Below are 25,905 nucleotides of genomic sequence, written 5' to 3' on the forward strand. Positions count from 1 at the left end.
ACGTGTCCGTGTGTCAATCGGGCCAGGGTGGTCGGATACAGATGCACTTCCAGTATGCCCGCAGTCTATGAGAAGGCTATGAGCCGGATGTGTCTTCGCACGGGAAAGTGCGGCCGTTTCGTTTACGGCGCACAAATCTCGGAATTGTGCTGTCGAGGCGCGAAACCTTGGATTTCGTGGATGCAGGAGCCAAGCGTCGTGTATGTCACATGAAAATGCGACAATTGCTAAACATCGACCAAAGAACGGGTTCCCGAGCCTACCGGCGACGGTACTTATCAACGATCTGAACCTAATCTGTCATCAATTGTGATAGTTGATTGGCCCCGGCGCCCGACAACCGGACACTTGGGAATTAATGTTTGTAACAACCTAATCGATACTTCCACGACCCGCGGGTGGAGTGCTTCACAATCGAACACGTGAGAATAATGTTTGTAACGGCCTCCCTAAATGGTGGGACCATACCGCTTGACACGTTCCGTTCTGAGCCTCTATAAAAACAGTTCGATCTTTGCCGAACACCACGCCGGACCACCACCGAATGTCCGTGAAGAGTCTCCCGCTGACCTCAACTCCCGGAACCGGCGCGCCTGGCGCCCCCGAATCCAAGGGCAACTACGCATTCATTAGTTTGGGCTGCCCGAAGAACACCGTGGACAGCGAGCGCATGCTCGGCAAACTCGCGCAAGACGGTTACGCCCTCCAGCCCGGGGCCGACGGCGCGGACGTGGTCATCGTGAACACGTGCGGGTTCATCGAGCCGGCCCGCCAGGAGTCGCTCGCGGTCATCCGCGAGATGCTCGATCTCAAGAGGGCCGGCAAGGTCGGCGCGGTGGTCGTGGCCGGGTGCATGGCCGAGCGCCAGCGCGACGTGCTCCTCGAACAGGTGCCCGAGGTCGATCAAATCGTCGGCGTGTTCGGGCGCGAAGAGATCGCGGACGTCGTGGACCGCGCCGTCTCCCAGCGCGACGAGCAGAAGTCTCTGTTCCGCCCGGCCCCGGTCCGTGCTCTTGAGGATACTGCCCGCCTCCGCATCACCCCGCGTCACTTCGCGTACCTCAAGATCAGCGAGGGGTGCGACCGGCTCTGCACGTACTGTGCGATCCCGAAAATGCGCGGGAAGCACGTGACGAAGCCGATCGAGGAAATCATCCGCGAGGCACACGAACTCGTCGCCGACGGCGTGCGCGAACTCATTATCGTGGCCCAAGACACCACGTACTACGGAATGGACCTGTACGGCCGCACGCGGCTCGCGGAATTGCTGCGCGAGTTGGACAAGGTAGACGGCATCGAGTGGGTTCGCACGCTCTACGCCTACCCCGAACACATTTCGGACGAGCTGATCGAAACGTTCGCCGGCGCCAAAAAGATCATTCCGTACCTGGACATGCCGCTCCAGCACATCAACGACCGCGTGCTGAAACGCATGATCCGCCGTGTGGACCGCGCCGCGACCGAAAAACTGCTCCTGCGGTTGCGCGAGAAGTGGCCGGACCTCGCGATCCGCACCACGTTCATCACGGGATTCCCCGGCGAAACTGATGCGGAATACGAGGAACTCAAGCAATTCGTTGCGGACTTCAAATTCGAGCGCGTCGGCGTGTTCCCCTACTCACTCGAACCGGGCACGCCGGCAGAAAAGCTCGACGGCCACATTCCGGAAGATGTAAAGCAGGCGCGCGTGGCCGCGATCATGGAAGTGCAACAGCGGGTCGCGTTCGGGTGGGCGGAGGCCCAGGTCGATAAAGAGCACCCGGTCATTATCGACGGCCCGGACCCGGAGTTCGCGAACCACTTCCGCGGGCGCACCTACGCGGACGCGCCGGAAATCGATTGCGAAGTACGAGTGAAGGGCAAAAACCTCAAGCCCGGCGACTTCGTGCGGGCGAAAATCACCGCCGCCGACGGTTACGATCTTACCGCAAAGGCACTGGGCAAACCGTGGTGAGGTGAGTGGCGTGGGCAAAGGCTACCGGCCCCGCTAGAATGCCGGTCTTCGCACACACATACCGGAGAACCGACAATGGGTATTCAACACGCACCGAAGAGCCAGCGGAACGCCTCCAAGAAGCGCCGCAAGGCCCGCAAGCACAAACTCCGCAGCACGAAGAAGTACAAGGGTGGCGTGCGCTAAAACACCACGACAGTGTCGCAGCGAGCAGCCGGGAGATTCCCGGCTGTTTTCGTTTTCTGGCGGGTAAGGAAGAGCCGCGGATAAACACAGAGAACACGGATCAGGCAAAAAACATTCGGTTCCGATCCGCGGATCTCTGTTCTGCTTAATCCGTGTTCTCTGTGTTTATCCGTGGCGCCTTCACTCCTACCTTAATCAGCCTCACCGATTCGGGCGTCTTTTAGCGAGAAGAGATACCCCTCGGGGTCCGAGCGATTGAGCACGAGGGTACCGGTTACTTTGATGAGCCCCTTGCGGAACTCGGCCGTTTTGCCCGCTTTCAGTTCCACGTTTAGTAGGCCGGTCGGATCGGGCACTTCGCAGAACCAGCACCCCACCGGATATTCGAGTAGCAGAAACTCCCGCGCCGCGAGTTCGTCCTTCACCGGTTGCATGAACCCGGTGAGCGCGACCGTCTTGCCGTCGAGTTGCTCCAGGTATTTCGCGAACGCCGGTTGCCCTTTGGCATTGATGCTTGTCGCGGCGAGAACCGGCCAGGGTAGGACGTTGGTCTTGTCGTTCTCGATCGTGGGCAGGAGTGCCTCGTCGAACGCCTTAATCAGTGGGCGCGACGACTTGGTTTTCAGCGTCCCGCGGTGCTGTTCGTGGCCCGGTTTCTTCGCGAGTTCGTCGGCCGCGGCGCGGTACACGAGCCGGCGCTTGCGAAGGTCAGGCGACCCGAGCGCGAACTCGGTGACGCAGCCGTCGAGAGCGGCGGCGGCGGCGCGCACGTCACCGAGAGCGTTACACACTTCGCCGAACTGCCACAGGAGACGCGCATCCGCGGGCAGCCAGAGCGCGAGTTGTTCGACGGTAGTGAGTGCGTCAGCGGGGAGCTTCTTCCACTCTGCGTCTACGAGCGCGCCCGCTTCGGGTGAACCGGACGCGCCGACAAACTTCATTCCGAACAGGTCATCGATCGTCGTCGGCTGGTTCGCGGCCTTACCTTCCTTGAGTCGCAGGCGCACGAGTTTGAGGTGCGCCTGCTCGAACGGTTTGAGTTTCGCGGGGGCGAGTCGAACGGCTTCTTCGAGCTGCACGCCCGCGCGTTCGAGATCGCCCGTCAGTTGGAACGCGGTGCCAAGATTCGCCGCGATTCGGAAGTGTTCAGGGAACTTGCGGGCAGCGGGAACGAGTGCATTGAGTGCGCTCTCCGCTTTACCGAGCCGCACGTAAACCGCACCGAGGTCCGCGACCTCATCGGCCGTCAGCGCCCGTGTTTTCGCGAGCTTCTCCAGTCGCGTGGCAGCCGCGAGGTAGTCGTCACGGAGGGGGGACGGCAACCCATCGGGGCGCTCACGCCCGGCGGCCCTCAGAGCACGGTGATCGGTCAGGAACCCCGACGGGCGGCTCGGCAACTCCGCGAATTGCTCACCGGAATAGTGCAATCCGGCCCGCGCCCCCACCGGCACCACCAGCGCCACGAGAGCGCACACGACTGCCCGTCCACAGAATGCGTTCATCGCGCCCGGTCCCCGCGGTGCCGTTTCTCAGGTGATTTCACTATACCCGGTTCGGTTCCTCCGAACCTTGCCGTTCTCGCACCGTTTCCCAGAACATCCGCTGCTTCGCAATCAGCAAAGCTCCGGGTTCCCGCACGGACCCCGGACCGCGGAACTCGGGACACGCGATGCCTCACACGATTCTACTCACCGGTGCGACCGGGTTCGTCGGTTCGCACGTCGCCGACGCGCTCGTTCGCCGCGGGGACGCGGTTCGCACGCTCGCCCGCGCGGGGAGCGATACCGCGTTCCTCGAATCGCTCGGGGCTACCGTGATTCGCGGGGATCTTACGGATTCGGAAGCGCTTACGCGCGCGGTCGAGGGCTGCGACGTCGTCGTGAACTGCGCCGCGAAGGTCGGAGACTGGGGGCACGTGGACGGGTACCGCGCGGTGAACGTGGAGGGGCTGCGTCACTTGCTCGACGCGACCCTGGGTCGGTCGCTCCACCGGGTCGTTCACGTCAGTTCGCTGGGGGTGTACGCGGCCCGGCACCATTACGGCACGGACGAAACCGAGCCGCTGCCGAGCGACCACATCGACGGCTACACGCAATCGAAGGTCGAGGCCGAGCGCCTCGCGCTCCAGTACCACCGCAAGCAAAAGGTGCCGGTCGTGATCCTGCGTCCGGGGTTCGTGTACGGCCCGCGCGACCGCACGGTGCTCCCGCGCCTCGCGGACCGGTTGAAAGAGCGGAGCGTCATGTACATCGCGCGCGGGCGCTTCGCGCTGAACACGACGTTCGTGGGCAACATCGCGGACGCGGTGCTGCTCGCCATCGACGCGCCGGCGGAAGGCACAGTGGGCGAAGTGTTCAACATCACCGACGGCGAGTTCGTGAGCAAGCGCCGGTTCTTCGAGACGGTGGCGGACGGGCTGGGGCTGAAGCGCCCGCGCGGGTTCCCGCCGGTTCCGGTGTGGCTCGCGCGCATGGGGGCGAACTGGCGCGAGGGCGTGTTCCGGCGGAAAAACAAGCCGCACCCGCCGCGCATCACCCAGGCGCAACTGAAGTTCGCCGGACTGAACCTCGACTTCTCCATCGCGAAGGCGCGGACCAAACTCGGGTACACCCCGCGCGTGCTGTTCGATGAGGGGATGAAGCAGGCGCTCGACTGGTACAAGGGGCACGTGTCGGCCAACTGAAGCAGGAGCACGGGAAAGGGCGCGAGCGCGAGGTGCTGCCCTCGCGAGGCCTCGGCAACCGCGCGCGGTGTTTCATTCGGGAACGATTTTCAGAGCGGAAATGAATGTGAAGGTCGGGCGTAGCGCGAGGCGCAATTCCGTTGCGGGATTTGTCTGTGATCGGTACAGTGATTTTTCTCATACCTCTCTTTAAACGTCCTCCATGCTGTAGGGCCGAAGGTGCGATACCTCCACAATTGCCCGTATTGTGAAGAGCCTGTCACCGTTACACCTGCCCAAGTGGGTAAGCGCGCGCAGTGTGCCGCCTGTGACGGCACGTTTACCGTGCCGAGCCGGGTCCGGTCCGCTCCCGTGCCGGAGAAGGAACTGGAGCCCATCCCCGACGACGACGGGGCCACGCGCCGGGTCGTTCTGATACTGGGGCTCGTGTTCGGCGCGCTCGCGCTCGGTGCGACCGTGGTTGTGACCTGCTGCGTGCTGGTCATCACGGGGGCGTTTGACAAACCCAAGCCCGACGAGACGGCGCAGGCCGATCCGCCCGCGGAACGGGCCCCGGAGCCGAAACCGGAACCCGCGCCGAAGCCGGAAGTCACTCCCAAACCGGTCCCGTCGGTGCCCCCGAGTGCCCCGAGCACCCCGAACAATCCCCAACCACCCAAGGTGAGCGCGCCGGACCCGGTCACCGAACCGCCGCCGGTCGACCGAGAACCCAACGCCGGTGTTCCGGTGTTCCCGCCCGAGCCGCCGATCGTACCCCCCGGGCGCCCGCCGCTCAATCAGCCAATGGTTCCCCCCTTCGGGCGCCCGCCGTTCGGTCAGATGGTTCCCCCCTTGGGGCAGCCGTTCAATCCGCCCGGGTTCCCGGCTCCGGGCGCCCCGGAGCCGGCCGCGCCCACGGGCAAGCTCACGTTCCCGGTTCCGGTCGCGGTCGAACTGAAACCGGCGCCGCTCGACAAGGACGCGGTCGAACTCAAGCTCCCGGGCAAGGTGTCGGACGCCGTCGTCGGCGGCGGCGGGCGGTACTGGTGCTTGCTCCTTTCGGATCAGAAACAGGTCGCGGTCTTCGACGTGAACCAGGCGAAGGTGACCAAGTACATTCCGCTGGCCGGGGGCAGCGCGTGCCTCGCGGCGGGCATGAACAAATTGCTGGTCGTGTACCCCGACACCGAAGTGATCGTGCGCTACGACCTGGGCACCTTCGAGAAGGAGGTGACGGCCAAGCTCCCGTTCCGCGGTACCGTCAAACAGACGTGCCTGGGCGCGGCCAGTGCCGGCCCGATGCTCGTCTTCTACGGGAAGGGGACCGACGCGCTGGCCCAGGCCCCGGTGACGTTCCTCGACATCACCACGCTGAAGGAACTCGACGCCGGCAACAACGCGGGCGGGCGCGCGCTGACGGCCTCGTTCCGCGACGCGATGCACTACCGGGCCAGCCCGGACGGGCGCGTGTACGGGGCGTGGGCCACGAGCCACACCCCGACCGGGTTGAACGGGCTGGTCGTCTCGGAAACCGGTGTGAAGGCTTACAACGAGCACACGTCGGCCGGGAACGTGGTGCCCGCGGCCGACGGCCACTTGCTCACCGACACGGGGGTCTACACCCCGGAACTGAAGGCCATCGGCAAGAAGGAGTGGGGCGCCGGCACCCGGATTCCCGCCCAACAGGGCGACTGGTACCTGTCGTTCGCGCCGGCGAAGAGCGACGACTTCGGGTTCCCCGATCCGAACCAGCCCCGCGCGACGAAGGCGAGCGTCTTCCGCACCACGGACGACCGCCCCATCGTGTCCCTCGGTGACATCGGCGTCGCGCTCGGTTCGGACGCCTGGGCCGCGACCGATTTCACCCGGGACAAGCGGTTCCTGTTCACCCCGGCGGGGGGGCTGATCGCCTGGATCGCTCCGACGAACGACGCGCTGCACCTGCGCAAGTTCGATCTGCAGTCCGAACTGGACAAGTCGGGCGTGGATTACCTGTTCGTGTCCAGCCGCCCGCCCGCGGCCGAGCCGGGCAAGCCGTACACGTACAAGGTCGGGGTGAAGTCCAAACAGGGCGGCGTGACGGTCAAGGTGGACGCCGGCCCCGAAGGGCTGAAGGTCGCGGCCGACGACACGGTGACGTGGGCCGTACCGAAGGACTGGGCCGGGAGCGACACGGTCATCCTCACCGTGTCCGACAAGTCCGGTCAGGAGGTGTTCCACACCTTCGCGCTGACCCGCGCGGTCGCGCCGCACGCGGTCGCGGTCAAGGAACCCGATCCGGAGCCCAAGCGCCCGGAGCCCAAGCGCCCGGCGGCCCCGGGTGCGGTCCCGGAGCCCAAGCGCCCGGCGGCCCCGGCGCGCGACCCGAAGCCGGGGTTCGTGCGCCCGGCGGCGGCCCCCGCGAAGATCACCCCGACGAAAGCGGCCGACAAGTCGGAGATCAAGCTCCCTGGGAGCGCGGACATGACCTGTATGGGCGGGAACGGGCGCTACGTCCTGTTCCGCGTTCCCAAGGTGAAGCAGGTCGCGGTGCTGGACGTGTGCGAGGGGAAGGTGGTGAAGTACCTGCCGCTGGGCGAAGAGGGCGCGCTCATCGCCGCCGGCAACGAGCACCTGTTCGTCCTCAACCCGACCGCCAACGTCGTCCAGCGGTGGAACCTGAAGACGTTCGAGAAGGAGCTGACGGTCGCCAACCCGCTCAAGGGCACGCCCCGGCAGTTGCTCGTCGGGCACGCGACCGACGGGCCGGTGTTCGTCGTCGGGCCGAACCGCGCACTCGACGGCAAAACGTTCAAGGAGATCGAACTCGGCGCCGGGGCCAACGGCGGCGGCGGAATGGGCGGCATGGCCGGCCACCCGCAGTACCCGCCGTCGGCGCGCGTTTCGGCCGACGGGCGCGTGTTCGCGTGGTGGACGATGGGGCTCAGCCCGTCGGGTCTGTCCAGCATGGTGGTCGGGGACGAGGGCGCCAAGTCGTACTACGAACACACCTCGGTCGGCGCGATCCTGCCCGGCCCGGACGGAACGCTGTTCACCGCCGGGGCGCTGTACACCCCGGAACTCAAGGCGCTCGGCGACGCGAAGGGGCTGAGCGGGCAACCGATTCCCCCCGCCCACGGCCGGCTGTTTCTGACCGTGTCCGGGCCGGACCGGTTCAACAACAAGACCGACACCAAGGTCACGCTGCGGATGCTCGGCGAGGCCCGCCCGCTGGTCGAACTCGGCGCCCTCGCCGGGTTGGACCTGCCACTGGACCCGTGGGGGGCTATGGCCCCCGGGGGGCGCGCCACGCTGCCGGTGAGCGACCGCGCGTTCCTCGTTCCGGACGCGCACGCGCTGGTGCTCCTCAACGGCGCGGGGGACAAGGTGATCGTCCACAAGATCGAGGTCGAGGCGCTCTTGGAGAAGGCCGGGATCGATTACCTGTTCGTGGTCAGCCGGCCCCCGGCCGCGGTGACCGGCGCGGCGTTCAGCTACAAGCCCGAGGTGAAATCGAAGAAGGGCGGGGTGAAGATCAAGCTGGACGCCGGGCCCGAGGGCATGAAGGTGTCCGCCGACGGGACCGTCACCTGGAACGTGCCGGCCAACTTCGCCGACGGGTCCGCGCCCGTCATCCTGACGGTATCGGATGCGTCCGGTCAGGAGACGTTTCACACGTTCGCGCTGCCGGTCCGGTCCCGTCCGTAAGTACCCGCGTGCCGGTCCCGGGCGCCCACTCGGTTGCCCCGGACCGCTTTTCTTTGGTGCGTTCCCGGCCCCCGGAGTGCGTATGTCAGTTCGTTTGGCGTGCCCGGCGTGCCGCGCCGTGCTGGTGCCGGGTGCGCACGAGATCGGTCGGGTCGTCCCGTGCCCGGGGTGCGGGCGCAAGCTACGGGTGCCCGGCGCGCAGCGGCCCTCGCCCGCGCCCGTCCTCGAGATTCCCGAAAACGAAGACGAACCGGCCGATCGGTCCCCGGCGCGCGCTGAGCGGCGCCCGGTCCCGGCGCGCCGCGGATCTCTGCTGTGGCTGTGGGTGCTGTTGGGATCGGGCGCCGTGGGCGCGGCGGCGGGGGCGGGCGGGTTTCTGCTCGTCGGGCGCGACCCGCGCCCGGGCGCGGAGAAGCCGGCACCCGAGGGGACACAGGAAGCGTCCGATCGCGACCCGTCGGTGAACGACGGACCGGTCCCCGCGGCCACCGCGTTCCCGGGACTGAAGTTCTACCTGCCGTTCGACTCGATTAGCGGTACCGCGGTGCCGGAAGTCGTGTCCGGGAAGGCGGTCGGCACGCTCACCGGTGGCACACTGACGAACGGGCAGCGCGGGAAGGCCCTCCGCGTGAGCGTTCCCGGTTCCTGGTCGGCGCCCGCGCTCGCGCTGGGCGATCAGGCGGGCGCGTTCCGCGTCCCGGCGGAGCACCCCTTCACGTTCTCCCTGTGGGTGCGGGTGGAACCCTCCGCGAGCACCTTCACCCCGTCGCTGAACGTGTTCGTCGGGGAAAGTAAGCCCGTACCGGGAACGAACGACCACCTCCAACTGCGGATCGGTCTGGAGCGGGACTTCGGGCGGATCCTCGCGTCGCACTCCGTGACCGGCCGCTCGACCGGGCAGAGGCAAAACGCCGCGAACCCGTTGTTCAAAACACCGCCCCAGGGCGAGTGGCTCCACCTGGTCCTGATCCGGTCCCAGAAGAACCAGGTGCAGGCGCTCGTCAACGGGCGGCAGCAGGCCTTCGTCCTCAAGTACCCGTTCCCGATCGAGTTCGAGACGCTGGGGATGTTTTGGGCGAGCGGCGCGATGACGGTGGAGGTGGACGAGTTGTGTCTGTTCGACCGGGCACTGGCGCCCGACGAACTCGCGCGACTCGGCGGGCGCCCGGTCGGAGAGTCTCCGCCCCCGGACGACCCTCCCCGTTGGCCCTCCCCGCCGCCGCCGGTGGGCACCGCGCCCCAGCCGGGTACGGCGGCACCGATCGCCACCCCGCACCCGGTCCCGCCGGCGACCGCGTTCGAGGGGTTGCAGTTTTACCTGGACTGTGACGCCGCGTCCGACGGTACGGTTACGGAGAGCGTATCGGGCAAACAGGTGGGCAAGGGGGCCGGGCTGCAACTGACCGACGGCGCCCGCGGTAAGGCGCTCCGACTGACCCACGAGGCGCTCAGCCCGGTCCTTTACGCCCTGGACCTGTCCGACCAGAACGACAAGTTCGTCGTCGCGGTGGACCGGCCGTTCACCCTCGCGTTCTGGGCGCGTCCAGTGGCCGACGGACCGCGCGCGCCGAACTTCGTCCTGGCGTTCGACGGGCACACGGTCCCGGGACCGAAGGAGCACCGGGGGCTGCACCTCGCACTGAACCCGCTCCAGCGGCTCGCCGACGCCCTCTACGAGGATCACCCGAACGGTCCCACCCAGGCGGGCGTATCGCAGCGGGTCATGGCCCCTCTGCCGGAACCCGGGCGCTGGACCCACGTCGCGCTCGTGCGCAACCCCAAGAACGAAATGCGGCTCGTGGTGAACGGGGTTCCGGCGCCGAACCCGCAAAGCGGGCGGATCGAACTGCGCTACGACCGAATCGGTTTCGTGCGGAGCCTGGCGGGGGTCTCGATCTGTGACGTCGACGAGGTCTGCTTGTTCAACCGCGCGCTGACCGCGGACGAACTCGCGCAGCTCGCCGGGCAGAAGCCGGGACCGGCCGCGCCCGCGGACCCGGTCCGGCCCGCGGGCGCGGTGCCCGCCGCGAGCGACTTCCCGGGGCTGCGGTTCCACCTGCCGTGCGACGCGATCGAGGGCACCGCGGTGCGAGAGTCCGTGAGCGGGAAGCTGGTCGGCAAGGGGCAAGGGCTGGAGCTGGTGCCCGGTGTACGGGGGAAGGGGATCCGGGTGGCCACGAAGGGGCAGATCAACGACCCGCGCGAGGGGCTGGACCTGGGTACCAGTGCGGACGCGCTGGCGGTCGGTGCGGGGAAACCGTTCACCTGGGCCGTGTGGGTCCGTACCGACGACTGGGGGCGCTTGTCTAAGCTGGTCCACGGGAAACTTAGCGACAGCCAGAAGTTCCGGCTCTTCGGGTTCGACCGCACCAAAACGGGTATCGAGATGCTGATCTGCGAAGGGGTGCCCGGGACCGGCCGGGCACCGCAGGCCTCCGGTATCATCGAGTTCCCGGCGACGAAAGAGTGGGTCCACCTGGTGCTGACCCGTGACGACAAGGGGACCGTGCGCTGGGCCGTGAACGGCGAGCCCCGGGCGGTCACCACGGGCGGCACGTACTCCGGTGAGTTCCGGTTCACGGAACTCGCCCTGGGGTGCCAACAAGGGACGGCGTTTACGGCGGACTTCGACGAGTTCTGTTTGTTCGACCGTGTTTTGACCGACGACGAGATCAAGAAACTGTCGGGCCGGGCCAAGTGATTCACCGGCCGCGCCCCCGATTTTTCTCGAACGGCAGGTGCCCCGATGCCCGTGAGCGTAGCGTGTCCGTCGTGTCGGACGGTGGGCCTCGTTCCGCCGGAGGCGCTCGGGCGCACTGGTCAGTGTACCAAGTGCGGCGCGCGCATCCGGATGGTCGCGCCGGTGGCCGCGTTCGCGGACCCGCCCGTGCCCGCACCGGCGCCGGCGCGCGGGGCGGTGGATCGACCCGTTGCCCTACCCGTTCCCCCACCGGACGCGGACGAGCCGCGCGCGGAGCCCGCTGCCGAACGCCCGCGCCGGAAGCCGCGCGCGGGTGAACGCGCTGCGCCCCGAGTGGGGGCACCTCGCGCGGGTCGCGCACGGGCGGCACTCGTTGCCATCGCCGCGCTCGGGCTCGTCGGTGGGGCCGTCGGCGGCGCCCTCACCGTGCGCGCCTTGACCGCGCCGGCCGAGCCGCAACCCGAATTGCAAACGGCGGCCGAAACCCCGGCCCCGCCGCCCGAACCGAAGCCCGAAACCAAGCCGCAACCCGAGACCAAACCGAAACCCGAGGTCAAACCGCAACCCGGCCGGACCGGAAGCCCGAACCCGAGCGCAAGGCCGAGCCGAAACCGCCCAAGCGCGGCCAGCCCACGGTGACGAAGGACGGGCTGATGTTCGCCACGCCGGTCGCCTCCGTGACCGCCGGCGGGGGCGGGCGGCACCTGGTCTTCCAGCTCGCGACCTCCGGCGACATCGTCTTGTACGACGCCGTGCTGGGGCGCGTGACGGGGGCGCTCCCGTGGGACACACCCGACGCGCTCGTGACCGCGAGCCGCGACAAGTTGTTCGTTGCCCGGAAAAATAACGGCCAGGTCACGCGGTACGACCTGCGGACCGGTGCGGGCGCTGCGACCACGACGCTCGCGCCGACCGCGTTCGAGCTACTCCACTTGGCGGTCGGGTCGGCGTCCGACGGCCCACTTTTGCACGTTTCGCGCGGGGCCGACGGGCGGGTGTGGGTGCGCCTGGCCGATACCGACACGTTCGAGGAGTTGAAGGCGCCGATCGACGGCCAGGACCTGTTACCCGATCGCGCCTTCCCGTTCGCCACGGCCGCGCCCCTGTTGTCGGCCGGGGTCAGCGCCGACGGCCGGTCGGTGACCCTGGGGAGCCGGTGGTTCACTTACAGCGACCACAAGTACAAGGCCGGCGCGCTCGGGACCGCCGGTGCGCACGTGCCGGCCCCGGACGGGCGCTCGTTCTTGGGCGCGGACCTGCTCGGCCCCGACGGGCAGAAACTGCCCCCGGCGCCACTACCGCCCGGGACGCAGCGCCACTACTTCCCCGCGCCCGGCGGCCCGTTCGTCCTCTCCGTGGAGTACACGCAGGCGCGGCCGACGACCGTGAAGCTCTTCCTGCACCTCGGACCGGACCCGCAACCGTTCGGCGAATTGCCCGGCGGCGACGCGATCGCGGCGTGGGCGGCGACCGACCCCGACTGGGTGGCCAAGGTCGCGCGGCGCGTGGTGTTCGCCCCGGCGCCGGGAGCGCTCGTGTTCGCCCCACCGGGCGAGGCCCGCGCGCGCGTCTTCCCCGTCGACCTGCCGGCGATGCTCGCCCGCGCGAACCGCGACGTTTTGTTCACTTCGGTCCCGCCCGCGTTCCCGCGGACCGGGCGCCCGTTCGCGTACCAGCCCACCGCGGTCTCCCGGAACGGGCCGGTCACGTTCCGCCTCGAAGACCACCCGTCGACAATGGCACTGGCCCCCAACGGCGCCGTCAATTGGACGCCGCCGCTCGACCCGCCGCCGTTCTGCGACGTGAAACTCGCCGCTTCCGACCCGACCGGGCGCCGGGACACGCAGGCCTTTCGACTCGTCTTTCCGAAGAAGGACGCGGTCGCGGTCCGGCCGCCGCGGAAGGGGCCGTCGCGGGTCAATCCCCCCGTGAAAGACCCGCCCGATTCCAACCCGTTTGGGCCGAAGATCGATCCACCGAAAATCGAGTTCCCCCCTCCGGTCCGGCCGCCCGGGACCGCTCCCCTCCGGCCCGTCCGCCCGAGAGCGAGCCCGTAAAGTCGGCGCCGGTGACCGACGGAAAAGTCGTGAAACTGCCGGCCCCCTTCACGACCACGGCCGCCGGCGCCGGTGGGCGGTTCGTCGCGCTGCACCTGCCGAAGCTGAAGCAGATCGCCGTGTTCGACGTGAAGGAGGCGAAGGTCGTCAAATACCTGCCCGCGTCGGACCAGGGGCTGCTCCTCGCGGCCGGGCGGGACCACCTGTTCGTGATCGATCCGGGCACGGCGGTGCTCCAGCGGTGGAGCTTCGCGACGTTCGAGAAGGAGGCGACGGTCAAGCTCCCGGACGACGGCCCGTTCAGCGCGGCGTGTACGGGGGCCGGGGCCGCCGGGCCGCTGCTGCTGTTCTCGAAGGCGGACCGGTTCGGCGGGGCAAAGGCCCTCCTCATCAACCCGATCACCCTCCGCCCGGTGCCGGTCAAGGACAACGCGGCGCTGCCGGCCGGCGCGCCGGAGACGATGGGCGCGTCGGCCGACGGGCAGACGTTCGCCTGGCTGCGGGGCGCGCACGGCGGGTCCGTCGTTGTCACCGTCTCCGAGGGGAAGGCGGAGGCGAAAACGCACGAATTCCACGGACACACCGCGCGCCCCGGTCCGGGCGGCCGGTACTTCTACACCGGGACCAGCGTGCTCGACGCCCAGATGCGCCGGGTGTACCCGAGCGAGGCGCCGGCCGCGCCCCCCACCTCGTTGCGCGAGTTCTTCCCGGCCGTTCACGGCAACCTGTTCTTCGAGGTCGAAGCGCCGTTCGGCCCGCGGTTCGACGGCAGCGGGTCGGGCGCCCTCAAAATCTATGTCGAGGGGCAGTTCACCCCGGTCGCGACCACTCAAATCGAGGTTCCCGTCGCGAGCAACCGGGACGTGTACCTCGTCCCGCGCGAGCGCGCGGTCGTGGTGCCCAGCAAGGGGCGCGACGAGCTGATCGTCCACCCGTTCGATTTCGACGCGCTGCTCGCGAAGTCGGGCGCGAACTACCTCCTCGTGACGTCCGAGCCGCCGGGCGAGGCCGCCGCCGGGACGAAGTTCGAGTACGCGCCGGTGGTGAAGTCGAAGAAGGGCGGGGTGAAGTTCAAACTGGACGCCGGACCCGAGGGCGCGAAACTGGTCGACGGGAAACTGGTCTGGGACGTACCGGCCGCGATGGTGAAACAGGAGGTCTCGGTCATCTTGACGGTGTCGGACGCGAGCGGGCAGGAACTGTTCCACACGTTCCGGGTGTCGGTCGTGGCGAAACCCGCGGGGGCGGCCGTCGTTCCCGACCCGCCGAAGCCGCCGCCGGCCGCGCCCGGCCCGAAGGAGCCGGCCGTCGCGCCCGCGCCCGGCCCGCGCCCCCCGGGGACCGCGGCCGGCCCGACGGCGTTCCCGATCACTGCGCCACAATTTGAAGCGAACCTGAAGACGGTCAAACTGCCGGAGCGGTTCGGCGCGTACTGCTTGGCCGGGGGCGGGCGGTTCGTCGTGTTCGCGTTGCCGGCGGCCAAACAGGTGGCGGTCTTCGACGTGTCCGCGGCGCGCGTCGTGAAGTACCTGCCGCTGGCAGAGGCCGACGCGCTCATCGCGGGGACCGCGCGCCACGTGTTCGTCCTGAACCCGACCGCGAACGTCATCCAGCGGTGGGACCTGGCCACGTTCGAGAAGGAAGCGACGCTCGCCAACCCGGTGACCGGGACGGTGGCCCGCTTGCTGGCGCCGAGCGCGGCCGACGGGCCGGTGTTCGTGCTCACCAAACCCGACGGGGCCTTCGGCAACAAGTTGACCCCGTTGGACCCGGTGAAACTGCTGCCGCTCAAGGGCGTGGAGCCGGCGCGGTTCAATCAGCCGGCCGGTATTCGGGTGTCGGCCAGCGGTACATCGGTCGCGGCGTTCCGCAAGGACACCAACGCGGGATCGCAGGCCTTTTCGTTCGACGGCAAGAAGTTTACGGGCGTCCCGATCTGGTGGGGCAACGTGTACGGGCACGTCTGCCCGTCGCCGGACGGGAACACGCTCTACACGTCTGCCGGGGTCGCGGTTGGAGGGAAGTTGACCGGGAGCGCCTACACGATCCCGGCCGCCGAGGGGAACGGCTTCTACCTGAGCGTCGAGGTCGCCGACGCCCCGCACGGGAGCGACACGGTGCCGAGCAAGTTGAAGCTCCACCTCGTCGGCGACGAGAAGCCCCTTGCGGACCTGGACCGGGTGGACCTCCCGCGCGGGGTGAACGTGTGGGACCGGCAGGCGATCACGCCCGACGAGCGGGTTCTGTTCATCGAGTCCGCGCGCGTGGTGCTGGTGCTCCCGCACGGCGAGCGAGAGGTCGAGGTGTACAAGCTCGACCCGTGGGCGCCGCTGGTCAAGAGCGGCCGCGACTACCTGCTCGTGACCTCGCCCCCGCCGGCACTCGCCGTGCGCGGGACGGTGTTCGAGTACGCGCCCGCGGTCCGCTCGAAGAGGGCCGGGACCAAGCTGAAAGTGGACATCGGGCCGGACGGGATGACGGTCGCCAACGGGGTCGTGTCCTGGGCGGTGCCGAAGGACTTTGCCGAACCTTCTGTGACCGTCGCACTGAGCGTCACCGACGACGCGCAGAAGACCGTGTTTCAGACGTTTGAACTGAAAGTGGTTGCCGCCGCGGACGTGCCGCGCCCGTTGCCACCGGCGCCGGCAGGGCCGGTCGCGGGCGAACCCGCGGAGCCGGCCCCGATCGTGGTGCCGCGCCCGGCCGGGTTCCGCCCCGCCTGGGTGAAGGACACCGCCGAGATTAGCCTGCCCGTGGCCGCGACCGACATGGTCTACGGCGGCGGCGGCCGGTTCCTGCTCGTCACGTTGGAGGGCGGGAGGGGACTGGCCGTCGTCGATCTGAACACCGCGAAAGTGGTCAAAACGATCCCGCTGCCGGTCGGGGCACACGTTACGGCCGGCGCGCGGGTCGTCGTGATCTACTCGCCGGCTGACAAGAAAATTGAAGTGTGGGGCCTGGAGAAGCTCGAGCTCCTGAAGCGCGAGGACGCGCCCGCGGACCTGACGAAGTTCCCGCTCACCTCGTTCGTGATGGGTTCGGGGGCCGACGGCCCGGTCTTCTTCCACCAGCGCACCCCGAAGCGGACCGCGTACATCGATCTGGAGTCGCTCAAGATCCGGGACGTACCCGTCCGGATGTTCGGCTGGGGACCGACCACGCTGGAGGTGTCCGCCGACGGGTCGCTCCTGGTCGCGGCGGGCGGCGGGTGGGCCGGGATCCTCGTGAGCCAAATTCGCGACGGCCGCGCGCTCAAAACGAAGGAGGACGCGAATCACGACTTCTGGGCGGTTACCGCGCTCGGAACCCCGCTCCCGACCGCGGACGGGCGCCTGCTGCTCAGCGCGGGCGGGGTCATCGACCCGGGCCTCACGAGTAAGGTCGGGGGCGCTGTTCCCGGGTACGTGGTTCCGACAGCGGACGCGGGGTTCTACCTCCGCATCGCTCCGAAGGGCGGGGCCGAGCCGAAGGGACCGAACGGGCCGCTCGCCGCCGCGGAACTGACGCTGTACTCCGCCGGGCACCACAAGCTGTTCACCCTGTCGGACTTCAAGGAGTTCGAGAACACGTACACGGTACCGACGAGCGGGGGCACCGTGATGGACGACCGCGTCCCGAGTCACCTCGCGGTGAACCGCTTCCTGTATCACCCCCGCGCGGGCGCCCTGTGTACGGTCGCGGGGGACAACCGGACCGTCGTGCTCCGGAAGATCGATCTCGCGACGGAACTGAAGAACGCGGGCCGGGACCACCTCGTGGTGACGTCCGTGCCCCCGGCCGCCGTCGCCGGGAAGCGCTTCACGTACACCCCGACGGTGCTGTCGAGTCGGGGCGAGCACCAGGTGCGCCTCGACGCCGGGCCGACCGGGATGCGGGTCGAAAAGGGTACCGTGATTTGGGACGCGCCCGCGGGCGCGGAAGAGGCCGAAGTGAAACTGACGGTCACCGATGCGTCCGGTTTCTCGCTCCCGCACGCTTTTCGCGTCCTGGCGTCCGGTCCCGGTCGGTAAGCTGGTGTCTGGATTAAATCAATTGTAATATTATTTAATAATTTAAATATTGACAAATTGTAGCAGGAACTAATGGGTGCCCGGTCTGGATCCCGGTTGTTCGGGAACGTCGGGCGCGAGATCGTTCAGCACGAGCGCGCAACTCCGAAGAAGAGCCAGCGCTTCGGCCATCTCTGGGGTGTTGCGGAGCCCCCCGGTAGGAGTGGTGGCTGTGACTAACACCGCACGCGCCTCGTTCGGTGCCCGGTCACGTAAGAAGCGCGCCAGGCTCAGTGCCGCTCGGAGTTCGAGCGCCCGGGCTTGTTGCGCGCACGCGGTCGTCACGGCCGTGCGCAGCGAAGCTTCCGCGCGCCCCGTGCTTCGCCCGGCGAGTAACTCGCCCCGCAGTCGGTGGACTTCTGACTCACACAGGCGCTCGCGAGTCACGGCCCCCACCCGGTCGGCCTCGTCCAGTGCCGCCAGCGCTCCGTCGGTGTCGCCGCCCCTTGAGCGGGCATCAGCGAGCAAAACGAAGAAATACGCCGGATACGTCCGGCTCCCCGTCGCGCGCCACGCCTCGATCCCCTGTTCGAGTAGCACCGTTCCTTCCGCCCCGGTAGCGGCTCCCGCCCAGCCGAGCAGGACCGTTACCCCGGCCTGCCAGAACGCGAACCGGTGTTCGATCGCTACCGCCAGGTTAGCCGAAGCGTACTCACGCACGGTGTCCGGGTCGCCGCGGAACTGGTGCAGAACGGCGGCGAAATGGAGGGCCAGTACAAGGGTGCTCGGCTGTGACCCGTCGCGCGCCAGTTGGACCGCGTCCCGGCTCCGGGCGACGGCTTCCTCCGGTTCGCCGAGCAACTGGTGTTCGGCATTGAAAAGGGTTCTCCCGGAATGCCATTCAGTTAGTAGAGCCGCTGCACAATAGCGGTTGATCGGTTGAAGCCGATGCGCCGCCCTGGGTGTTCGACCTCACGCGTACATGAGATTGTGGAGTCCGGCAACGTTCTTGATGATGAGGGTGTGCCGGCGGCGCGGGTTCCGATAGCGCTCGGCCGCGATGCGCCACACCTTCATCTTCCCGATCCCGTGCTCGACCGCGATCCGGCGCCGCGACACGCGCCGGTTCCCCGCCTTCTGGCGGGCCGTCAACTGACCCTTCGGGGGTCGCCGTCGTGGGGTACACAGCCCGGTCCCCAGGTACGCCGTGTCCCCGGTCCGACGCACCCCGGCCGGGCACACCACCCCAGTGCGGTCGTGGATCTTCTTGTCATGCGTCTTGCCCGGGAACGCCTTCGACACGGCGGCGATCCGCACCCGGCGCTTTTGACCGGCGCGGCCGGGCTCTTTTCGCTTCCGCACGACGACCACCTGGTGCTTGAGGGTGTGGCGCTTCTTCTTCCCCGAGTCGAACCGCTTCTGCCCCCGGGAGGGCCGGGGAATGGCCCGCTCGGTGGCGTCGAAGAAAAGCTCGCGGATCTCGTCGGGTTCCAACTCCACCCGGCGCTCGGGGATGCGAAAGATGCCCGCGAGGAGCGGTTGGAGCGGGTTGATGTTGCGGCACACGGAACTCTGGTCGATGCCGAAGAGGAACCCGAGGAACGCGTGGGTGGTGTACGTCCGGTAGTACACCAACAGCATCAGCAACCGGTCGGTCAGCGGGAGCGCGAACTGACGCCCCGCACCCGGCTTCCGTTGGCGTGGCCGCCGGGTCTTGCGCTTCGTATCGGCCTGCGGGTAGCGAGGTTCGAGTTCGGCCAACAGTTGGTCGAACGCCTCGGGCGTGATCCCGGTCAGTTGCCGGAACGTGTCCGGCATCCGCCTCAAGCGGCTCGTGTGGCTCATACACCAAACCTATGCGCCCCGCCCCTATTGTGCAGCGACTCTAGTGTGTAAGTTGTTGGTCTCGTATGCGTCTGCGGAGTTCAGCTCTGGGGCGGATCGTGTAGGGATACTCCTTGGCTCGACGCTTCTGACACCGTGGCTCGATTCGATCGGGTCGCACCGGGTTGATGACCAACCGGGGCAACGGGGTGCCCGGGGCGCGGACGTGAGCCACCGCAGCGCGTCCACGAAGTTGATCCGCTCCGGGCTCACGCCCTGACGGTGCCCGGCCTCGCACATTACCACGCGGACCAAGTTGTACACGGTGGCGAACACCATCAGCTCCTTCAACACACCCGCTTCCGTCGCGCACTTCAGTACGTCCATTCCGAGTGTCGTCTTCAGGTGCCCCAGATCGGTTTCGACGCCCCACCGCGCGCGGTACAACTCGGCCAGTGCGTCCGCCGGATACGTGACCGGATCGAGCAACGTGGTAACCAGGGGCACCGATCGGACCCGGAACCCCGGGCGATTCACACGGTACGCGAGTTCCCGGATCCGCAGCAACCGGGGCAACGCGCCGTATTGTTCGGTTGTCAGCCCGTGCGGTCGGCACCAATCGACCGGTTGGTCCGACGTGCCCAGCGTTCGGACCCAACGCGAGCGGGACCGGCCCGCGTGGCCCAGGTGTGAACCGGGCACGGCGTGTGGGCGCCTCGGGCCGAAATCGACGATCCGGTTCTGACGGTTGCGAAATACACCATGCAGGCCGCGCTGAGTCAGAACGGCCAGATGTGCGAAGGTACCGAACGCGCGATCCCCGACGAGCACATCGCCCGGTTGGAGCGCGCACGTGGGCGCCACCACCCCTGGGCCACTCCGTGCGAGCGCAAAGGCGCGGTCAGGAGCTTCAGGCGCAGACCCGTGCCGGCGTGGAACAGAGCGAGGACACGAGCAACCGGGAATCCGCATCCGAGGGCCTGGCGGATCGTTGCGGGCGTGAGGGCGGTAGCTAGGTCGGCGCGGATCTGCCGTAAGGCGGTAGCGAGTGAAGGTACCATCCTGGACTCCGGTTCGAGTCGGAAGATTAGGCTACCTTACGCCTTACACCTTAACTGAATGGCATTCCGGGAGAGCCCTTTTCGCGATGCCGGTTACCAATCGGAATCACCGACGGTACCTCAAACACCCTGTTGGTGGTCGACCCGGCCCTCGCGCCGGCGTGGTTCTACTTGGGTGAACCGGACCGCCTGCTTGGACAGAACGAGCGCGAAAGGTATACGAACGGTGCTTGGTCCTCGATCCCGATCGGGCGCTGGCGGGTCTAACTTTACTCTCGCGGTGATGGAGTGAGATGTTGTGTTGAAATCGGAACACTTGCGAACCGCGCGTGATCCTTTGAGGGCTTTTGTTCCTTGGGGCCGTTCCTCCGTCTAAAACGTGCTCCCTTATAAGTCGAAAATCACCAGCCTTGACTCGGAATTGTGTTTCGGGAGCGAAAAATTATTTTGCAGGCATAAGTAAAGGTTCAATTAGTATGCCTCGCACCTTCTCTATTTTCGCTAGTCTCACATATTCCCCATTTTTCGCGCGCGCGCTAAGAGTTATACCAACACTGCCCAACGCATGGGCCATGCCGTGTTCGGCTCGGCCCAACAACCACTTGATTTATCCCCAAGAGCCGCCATGCGTTACCCTTCCCGCGCGCAGTCCGTCGTTCGTTTGAACTGCGAGACCCTCGAAGATCGGGCCACGCCCGCCACCGCGTTTGCCCTGAGCGGGAGCAACCTGCTCTCCTTTGACACGGCGTCCCCGGCGATCACACAGACAACGGCAATTACCGGCGTTAATGGAAGCGAGACGCTGGTGGGAATCGATTTCCGCCCGCAAAACGGGTTGCTTTATGCACTCGGTGTGAACAGTGCTGCGGATACGGCTACACTGTACACCGTTTCCACCCGGACCGGGGTGGCGACCGCCGTCGGTGCTTCCGGTAGCGTTTCATTTACAACCGACGGCACCACACCGGTCGATCTGCCCGACCCGGCCACGATCGGCTACGGGTTCGATTTTAACCCGGCCGCCGATCGGGTCCGGGTGGTTGTGGGTTCACTCACGTTCCGGATTAATCCCAACACCGGCGCCGGCGTTGACGGTGACAACACCGGCTCGACTAGTGGCGGCGTCACCGGCACCAACCCGGACGGGCCGATTAACGGTGGCACGGTCACGGTGGACGCGGCCGGGTACACGAACAACCAACCCAACAACGGTGGCATCACCACGCTCTACACGCTCGACGCCAGTACCGACAGCCTGTTCATCCAGAACCCGCCCAATGCCGGCACCCAGACGAACGGTCAGACGATCACGCTCGGCGGCTCGACGCTCGATTTCACCGCCGTCAACGGGTTCGACATTGTCGCGGGTGTGGACGCCCCGTCGTCGAACGCGGCCGTCACCACGGGTTCGGCGTTCGCGGTGCTGAACGTCGGCGGCACGACGGGCTTGTACAGCATTAACCTCGTCAACGGACAGGCCGCGTTCGTCGGTAATGTGGCCAACGGCGCCACCGCGGTGCAGGGCTTCGCCGTACAGAGTGACCTGAGTGGGTTCCCGGCGGTCGCGCTGAACGCGGCCGGCGACACGCTGCTGCGGTTCAACACCGCGACGCCCGGTACTGTCACTTCTCAGGCCGTCGCCACCGGTTCACTGGTCGCCGGTGAGACGCTGGTCGGCATCGATTTCCGGCCCGCTACCGGGCAACTCTACGGTCTGGGTGTGGACGCCACCGCGAATACCGCCACCCTGTACCTGGTCGACCCACAGACGGGGGCGCTGAGCGTGGTGGGCACCCCTAGCCAGATCACGTTCGTCGACGGCACGCTGAGTACCGTCGACCTCCCCGACCCGACGACCGTGGGCTACGGAATCGACTTCAACCCGACCGCGGACCGGCTCCGCGTGACCACCGGTACCGGGCTCAATTTCCGCGTGAACCCGAACACCGGGGCGCCCGTCGACGGCGACCTCGGGGCCGCCCCGGGCACGTGGCCCGGGGTTAATATCGACGGGGCGATCAACGGGGCGGGCGTCACCGGTGTCAGTGCGACCGCGTACACGAACAGCTCCGCGGGCAGCACCGCCACGACGCAGTACACGCTCGACGCCTCCACCGACACGTTGTACATCCAGGACGCGCCCAACAGTGGTACCCAGACGTTGGGGCTGACTGTGACCCTGGGCGGCTCAACGCTCGACTTCACAGACGTTAACGGTTTCGACATCCCGGCGGGCGTCAGTGCGGCCACGTCCAACACGGCCGTTACTTCGGGCTTCGGGTACGCGGTGCTGACGGTGAGCGGCGTCACCACGGTGTACCGTATCGACCTGACCACGGGAGCCGCTACTGCCCTGGGCACCGTCGGCACCGGTTCGACGGTGCTCGCCGGCTTCACCCTGGCCGATGCCCCAGCGGGCACGGTCGCATTTGCCTCTGCGACGCCTTCCATTGGGGAGAGCGGCGGAACCTTGACCGTTAATCTCACCCGGTCCGTAGGCACGAATAACGGTCCGTTGACCGTGACGGTCAACGTCACCGGCGGAACCGCCACCGCGGGCCTCGATTTCACCGCCGGACCGTACACGGCCACGTTCGCGGACGGCGCGACGACCGCGTCGTTCAACATCCCGATTACCAACGACGTCATTTTCGAGGGCAGCGAGACGATCATTCTGACCATCGCCAGCGTCAGCAACGCGGGCGCGATCGGCTCGGTCAACGCGGCCACGGTGACGATTACCGAAGACGACGCGCAACCGACGTACAACGTGACCGATGCCAGCGGGTACGCGCTGACCGGCGACGGTACCGCCCTGATCCCGTTCAGTACCACCAACCCCGGGGCGGCCGTAACTTCGATCGCACTCACCGGGATCACGTCCGGCGAGACACTGGTTGGGATCGATTTCCGCCCGCAGAACGGCCTCCTCTACGGATTGGGCGTGAACGCCACCGCGAACACGGCCACCCTGTACCTGATCGCGCCGCAAACCGGCGTCGCGACCGCAGTCGGAACCGGCACGTTCGCGTTCACGACCGACGGCACAACCCCCGTCGACCTGCCCGATCCGGCCACCGTGGGCTACGACATCGACTTCAACCCGGCCGCGGACCGGCTCCGTGTGGTCGCCGGGGCGCTCAACTTCCGCGTCAACCCGAACACCGGCGCGCCCGTCGACGGGAACAACGGGTTGAGTTCGGTCACCGGCACCAACCCGGACGGGGTGATCAACGGTGCCACCGCGAACGTTAACGGCACCGCCTACACCAACAATTACACGAACAACGGCGGCGTCACGACGCAGTACACGCTCGACCCGGGTACCAACGCGCTGTACATCCAGAACGCACCCAACGCCGGTACCCAGACGGCGGCACTAACGATTACCCTGGGCGGCTCGGCACTCGACTTCACAGCGGTGAAGGGGTTCGACATCCTGGCCGGGGTGAACGCGGCGACATCGAACGCGGCCCCGACCGCCGGCACCGGGTTCGCGATCCTGACCGTGGGCGGGGCCGACGCCTTGTATCGGATTGATTTGACGACCGGTGCGGCGACACTCGTGGGCACCGTCGGTACGGCCGCGCCCGCGGTGCGGAGCCTGGCGCTTCAGAGCGACCTGGGTACCGTTCCGGTCATCGGTCTCAGCGCCGACGGGACGCAACTGTTGCGGGCCACCACCCCCTCCGCGGTGTTCGTCGTTCCGGTGACCGGGGTCAACGCGGGCGAGACACTGGTGGGGATCGATTTCCGCCCACAAACGGGCCAACTGTACGGACTGGGCGTGAACGCCACCGCGAACACCGCGACGCTGTACCTGATCGACCCGCAGAGCGGCGCGCTGACCGCCGTGGGTACCCCGGCCCAGATCGCGTTCACGACCGATGGTACCACACCGGTCGACCTGCCCGATCCGGCCACCGCGGGCTACGGGTTCGCCTTCAACCCGACCTTGGACCGCATCCGCGTGACGACCTCCACGGGGCTCAACTTCCGTGTGAACCCGAACACCGGGGCGCCCGTCGACGGCGACAACGGTACCACCACAACTACGGGTACCAACCCCGACGGGGCCATCAACGGTTCGGGCGTCACCGGCGTCAGCGCCGCCGCGTACACGAACTCGTTCGGACAGCCCCTCTCCGTCGGCGCCACCACGCTCTACACGCTGGACGCGACGAGTAACTCGCTGGCCATCCAAAGCCCGGCTAACAGTGGCACCCAAACGGCGCTCGTCCCCGTTACACTGAACGGTAGCGCGTTGGATTTCACCGACGCCAACGGGTTCGATATTCCCGGTGGCGTCCGCGTGACGACCTCCAACGCGGCCGCCGCGGGGTTCGGGTACGCCGCGCTGACCGTCGGCGGCACGACGAGCATTTACGCCATCAACCTGACCACCGGTGCGGCCACGAAGGTGAGCGACTTCGGCACGGGCGCGACCTCGCTAGCCGGCCTCGCGCTCGCGAGCGCGCCGGCCGGCACCATCTCGTTCAGTAGCACGACTTACACCGCGACCGAGGGCGGATCTGCGGCGGTAATTACGCTGGTCCGCACCGGCGGGTCCAGCGGTACGGTGACCGTCACCCTCGCCCGGAACGGTGGCACGGTGGGCGCCACCGGTGACATTGAAGGCGTGACGGTGTCCACGGAGACGATCACGTTCGGGGACGGCGTGACGGCCGTCACCGTGACCATTCCGATCGTCGACGACGCGGCCCCCGAGTCGGACGAGTTCCTGTCGCTGGCACTATCGGCCCCGACCGACGGGGCGGTGCTCGGGGCTCTCACGAGCGCGACGCTGACGATCACCGATAACGACGTGGCCGCCCCGGGACCGGTCGCGTCCGGGCCGAACGTGGTCATCACCCGTCCCGACGGGACCACCACGACCGTTGTGCCCTTCGCCGGGTTCAACGGGAGAGTGACCACGGCCTCCGGCGACGTGAACGGTGACGGCGTGGCGGACGCGGTCACCGGTGCCGGGATCAACGGGCACGTGAAGGTGTTCGACGGCACGACGGGAGCGGAGATCCGCTCGTTCCTCGCGTTCACTAATTTCCCCGGCGGGGTGTACGTCGGGGTCGGGGACGTGAACAACGACGGGTTCGATGACGTCATCGTCGGGGCGACCGTCAACGGGCACGTGAAAGTGTTCAGCGGGGCCACCGGCGCGGAGCTTTACTCGTTCTTCGCTTTCCCGGGCTTCCCGGGCGAGGTGCGCGTGGCCGGCGGCGACATCAACGGCGACGGGTTCGACGACATCATCGCCGGTGCCGGGATCAACGGTCACGTGAAGGTGTTCAGCGGGGCAACGGGGGCGGAGATCCGTTCGTTCTTCGCGTACCCCGGGTTCACCGGTGGCGTGAACGTCGGGGCCGGGGACGTCGACGGGGACGGTCGGGTCGACATCGTGACCGGGGCCGATGCGTCCGGTCACGTGAAGGTGTTTAGTGGGTCGACGGGGGCGGAGATCCGCTCGTTCTTCGCGTACCCCGGGTTCAGTGGTTCGGCGCGGGTCGCGGCCCGGGACACGAACCGTGACGGGTTCGCCGACATCATCGTGGGCAGCGGCCCGGGGCGCCCGGCCACGGTCCGCACCTTCGACGGCGTGACGCTCCAGTTGCTGTCCGAAGTCGCGATGAGTGACCCGCAGAACCTCGGGATCTTCGTTGGTTAATGTCCGGATCACCCGGGGCGACCGATACTCTCGGGTATCGGTCGCCCCGGGTGATCGCCCATATTTACACGCATTTCATTCTTAATCGTTCGGCGTGCCTC

Annotated in this window: 12 protein-coding genes; 8 read left to right on the forward strand and 4 right to left on the reverse strand. The window is 67.5% G+C overall.

The genetic code is table 11. The features are described from left to right. The first annotated feature begins 544 nt into the window (after positions 1-544). Positions 545-1,954, forward strand: coding sequence for a 30S ribosomal protein S12 methylthiotransferase RimO (rimO, locus tag VT84_RS00240; protein WP_082838081.1), 1,410 nt, complete (start codon positions 545-547; stop codon positions 1,952-1,954). Positions 1,955-2,331: 377 nt separating this feature from the next. Here rimO and VT84_RS00245 read toward each other — a convergent pair whose 3' ends face one another. Continuing rightward, complete coding sequence (locus VT84_RS00245) at positions 2,332-3,642, reverse strand: DUF3299 domain-containing protein (RefSeq protein WP_082838082.1); 1,311 nt, start codon at positions 3,640-3,642, stop codon at positions 2,332-2,334. Positions 3,643-3,809: 167 nt separating this feature from the next. Here VT84_RS00245 and VT84_RS00250 point away from each other — a divergent pair, with 167 nt between their 5' ends. From VT84_RS00250 to VT84_RS00275, 6 genes are all read left to right on the forward strand, one after another. Then, the gene (locus VT84_RS00250; RefSeq protein WP_082838083.1) at positions 3,810-4,823 is read left to right on the forward strand and encodes an NAD-dependent epimerase/dehydratase family protein; all 1,014 of its coding nucleotides are present in this window, start codon (positions 3,810-3,812) and stop codon (positions 4,821-4,823) included. 324 nt (positions 4,824-5,147) lie between these two features. Next, entirely contained in the window at positions 5,148-8,489 is a 3,342-nt protein-coding gene (locus VT84_RS00255; RefSeq protein ID WP_157469024.1) for a hypothetical protein, read from the forward strand. Positions 8,490-8,571: 82 nt separating this feature from the next. Then, positions 8,572-11,190, forward strand: coding sequence for a LamG domain-containing protein (locus VT84_RS00260; RefSeq protein WP_082838085.1), 2,619 nt, complete (start codon positions 8,572-8,574; stop codon positions 11,188-11,190). 45 nt (positions 11,191-11,235) lie between these two features. Beyond that, positions 11,236-11,829 carry a hypothetical protein gene (locus tag VT84_RS00265; protein WP_082838086.1) on the forward strand — a complete coding sequence of 198 codons (594 nt, stop codon included), beginning with the start codon at positions 11,236-11,238 and terminating at the stop codon, positions 11,827-11,829. A 14-nt stretch (positions 11,830-11,843) separates the two neighbouring features. Then, on the forward strand, positions 11,844-13,247 hold the full coding sequence (locus VT84_RS00270; protein WP_157469027.1) for a hypothetical protein: 1,404 nt from the start codon (positions 11,844-11,846) through the stop codon (positions 13,245-13,247). A gap of 11 nt (positions 13,248-13,258) precedes the next feature. After that, positions 13,259-17,257 (forward strand): hypothetical protein, encoded by a 3,999-nt coding sequence (locus VT84_RS00275; protein ID WP_082838088.1) that lies wholly within the window; start codon positions 13,259-13,261, stop codon positions 17,255-17,257. Positions 17,258-17,326: 69 nt separating this feature from the next. Here VT84_RS00275 and VT84_RS00280 read toward each other — a convergent pair whose 3' ends face one another. The 3 genes from VT84_RS00280 to VT84_RS00295 all read right to left on the reverse strand — a co-directional run bounded on the left by VT84_RS00280 (position 17,327) and on the right by VT84_RS00295 (position 19,927). Then, positions 17,327-18,097, reverse strand: a complete 771-nt coding sequence (locus VT84_RS00280) for a hypothetical protein (protein ID WP_082838089.1) — start codon at positions 18,095-18,097, stop codon at positions 17,327-17,329. 111 nt (positions 18,098-18,208) lie between these two features. Next, positions 18,209-19,054, reverse strand: coding sequence for a transposase family protein (locus VT84_RS00285; protein ID WP_239465626.1), 846 nt, complete (start codon positions 19,052-19,054; stop codon positions 18,209-18,211). 51 nt (positions 19,055-19,105) lie between these two features. Then, on the reverse strand, positions 19,106-19,927 hold the full coding sequence (locus VT84_RS00295) for a transposase (RefSeq protein ID WP_204249694.1): 822 nt from the start codon (positions 19,925-19,927) through the stop codon (positions 19,106-19,108). An 819-nt stretch (positions 19,928-20,746) separates the two neighbouring features. On the opposite strand from VT84_RS00295, the gene VT84_RS00300 reads away from it, so the two are divergent. Next, positions 20,747-25,804, forward strand: a complete 5,058-nt coding sequence (locus tag VT84_RS00300) for a DUF4394 domain-containing protein (protein ID WP_162271542.1) — start codon at positions 20,747-20,749, stop codon at positions 25,802-25,804. The last annotated feature ends 101 nt before the right edge of the window (positions 25,805-25,905 follow it).

Origin of the sequence: Gemmata sp. SH-PL17, assembly GCF_001610855.1 — a bacterium.
GTDB lineage: Bacteria > Planctomycetota > Planctomycetia > Gemmatales > Gemmataceae > Gemmata > Gemmata massiliana.

Excerpts from the sequence above, each read along its gene's own strand:
- VT84_RS00265 (WP_082838086.1), top strand. The coding sequence starts at position 11,236 with ATGCCCGTGAGCGTAGCGTGTCCGTCGTGTCGGACGGTGGGCCTCGTT.
- rimO (WP_082838081.1), top strand. The coding sequence starts at position 545 with ATGTCCGTGAAGAGTCTCCCGCTGACCTCAACTCCCGGAACCGGCGCG.
- VT84_RS00250 (WP_082838083.1), top strand. The coding sequence starts at position 3,810 with ATGCCTCACACGATTCTACTCACCGGTGCGACCGGGTTCGTCGGTTCG.
- VT84_RS00260 (WP_082838085.1), top strand. The coding sequence starts at position 8,572 with ATGTCAGTTCGTTTGGCGTGCCCGGCGTGCCGCGCCGTGCTGGTGCCG.
- VT84_RS00245 (WP_082838082.1), bottom strand. The coding sequence starts at position 3,642 with ATGAACGCATTCTGTGGACGGGCAGTCGTGTGCGCTCTCGTGGCGCTG.
- VT84_RS00270 (WP_157469027.1), top strand. The coding sequence starts at position 11,844 with ATGTTCGCCACGCCGGTCGCCTCCGTGACCGCCGGCGGGGGCGGGCGG.
- VT84_RS00285 (WP_239465626.1), bottom strand. The coding sequence starts at position 19,054 with ATGCCGGACACGTTCCGGCAACTGACCGGGATCACGCCCGAGGCGTTC.
- VT84_RS00300 (WP_162271542.1), top strand. The coding sequence starts at position 20,747 with ATGCGTTACCCTTCCCGCGCGCAGTCCGTCGTTCGTTTGAACTGCGAG.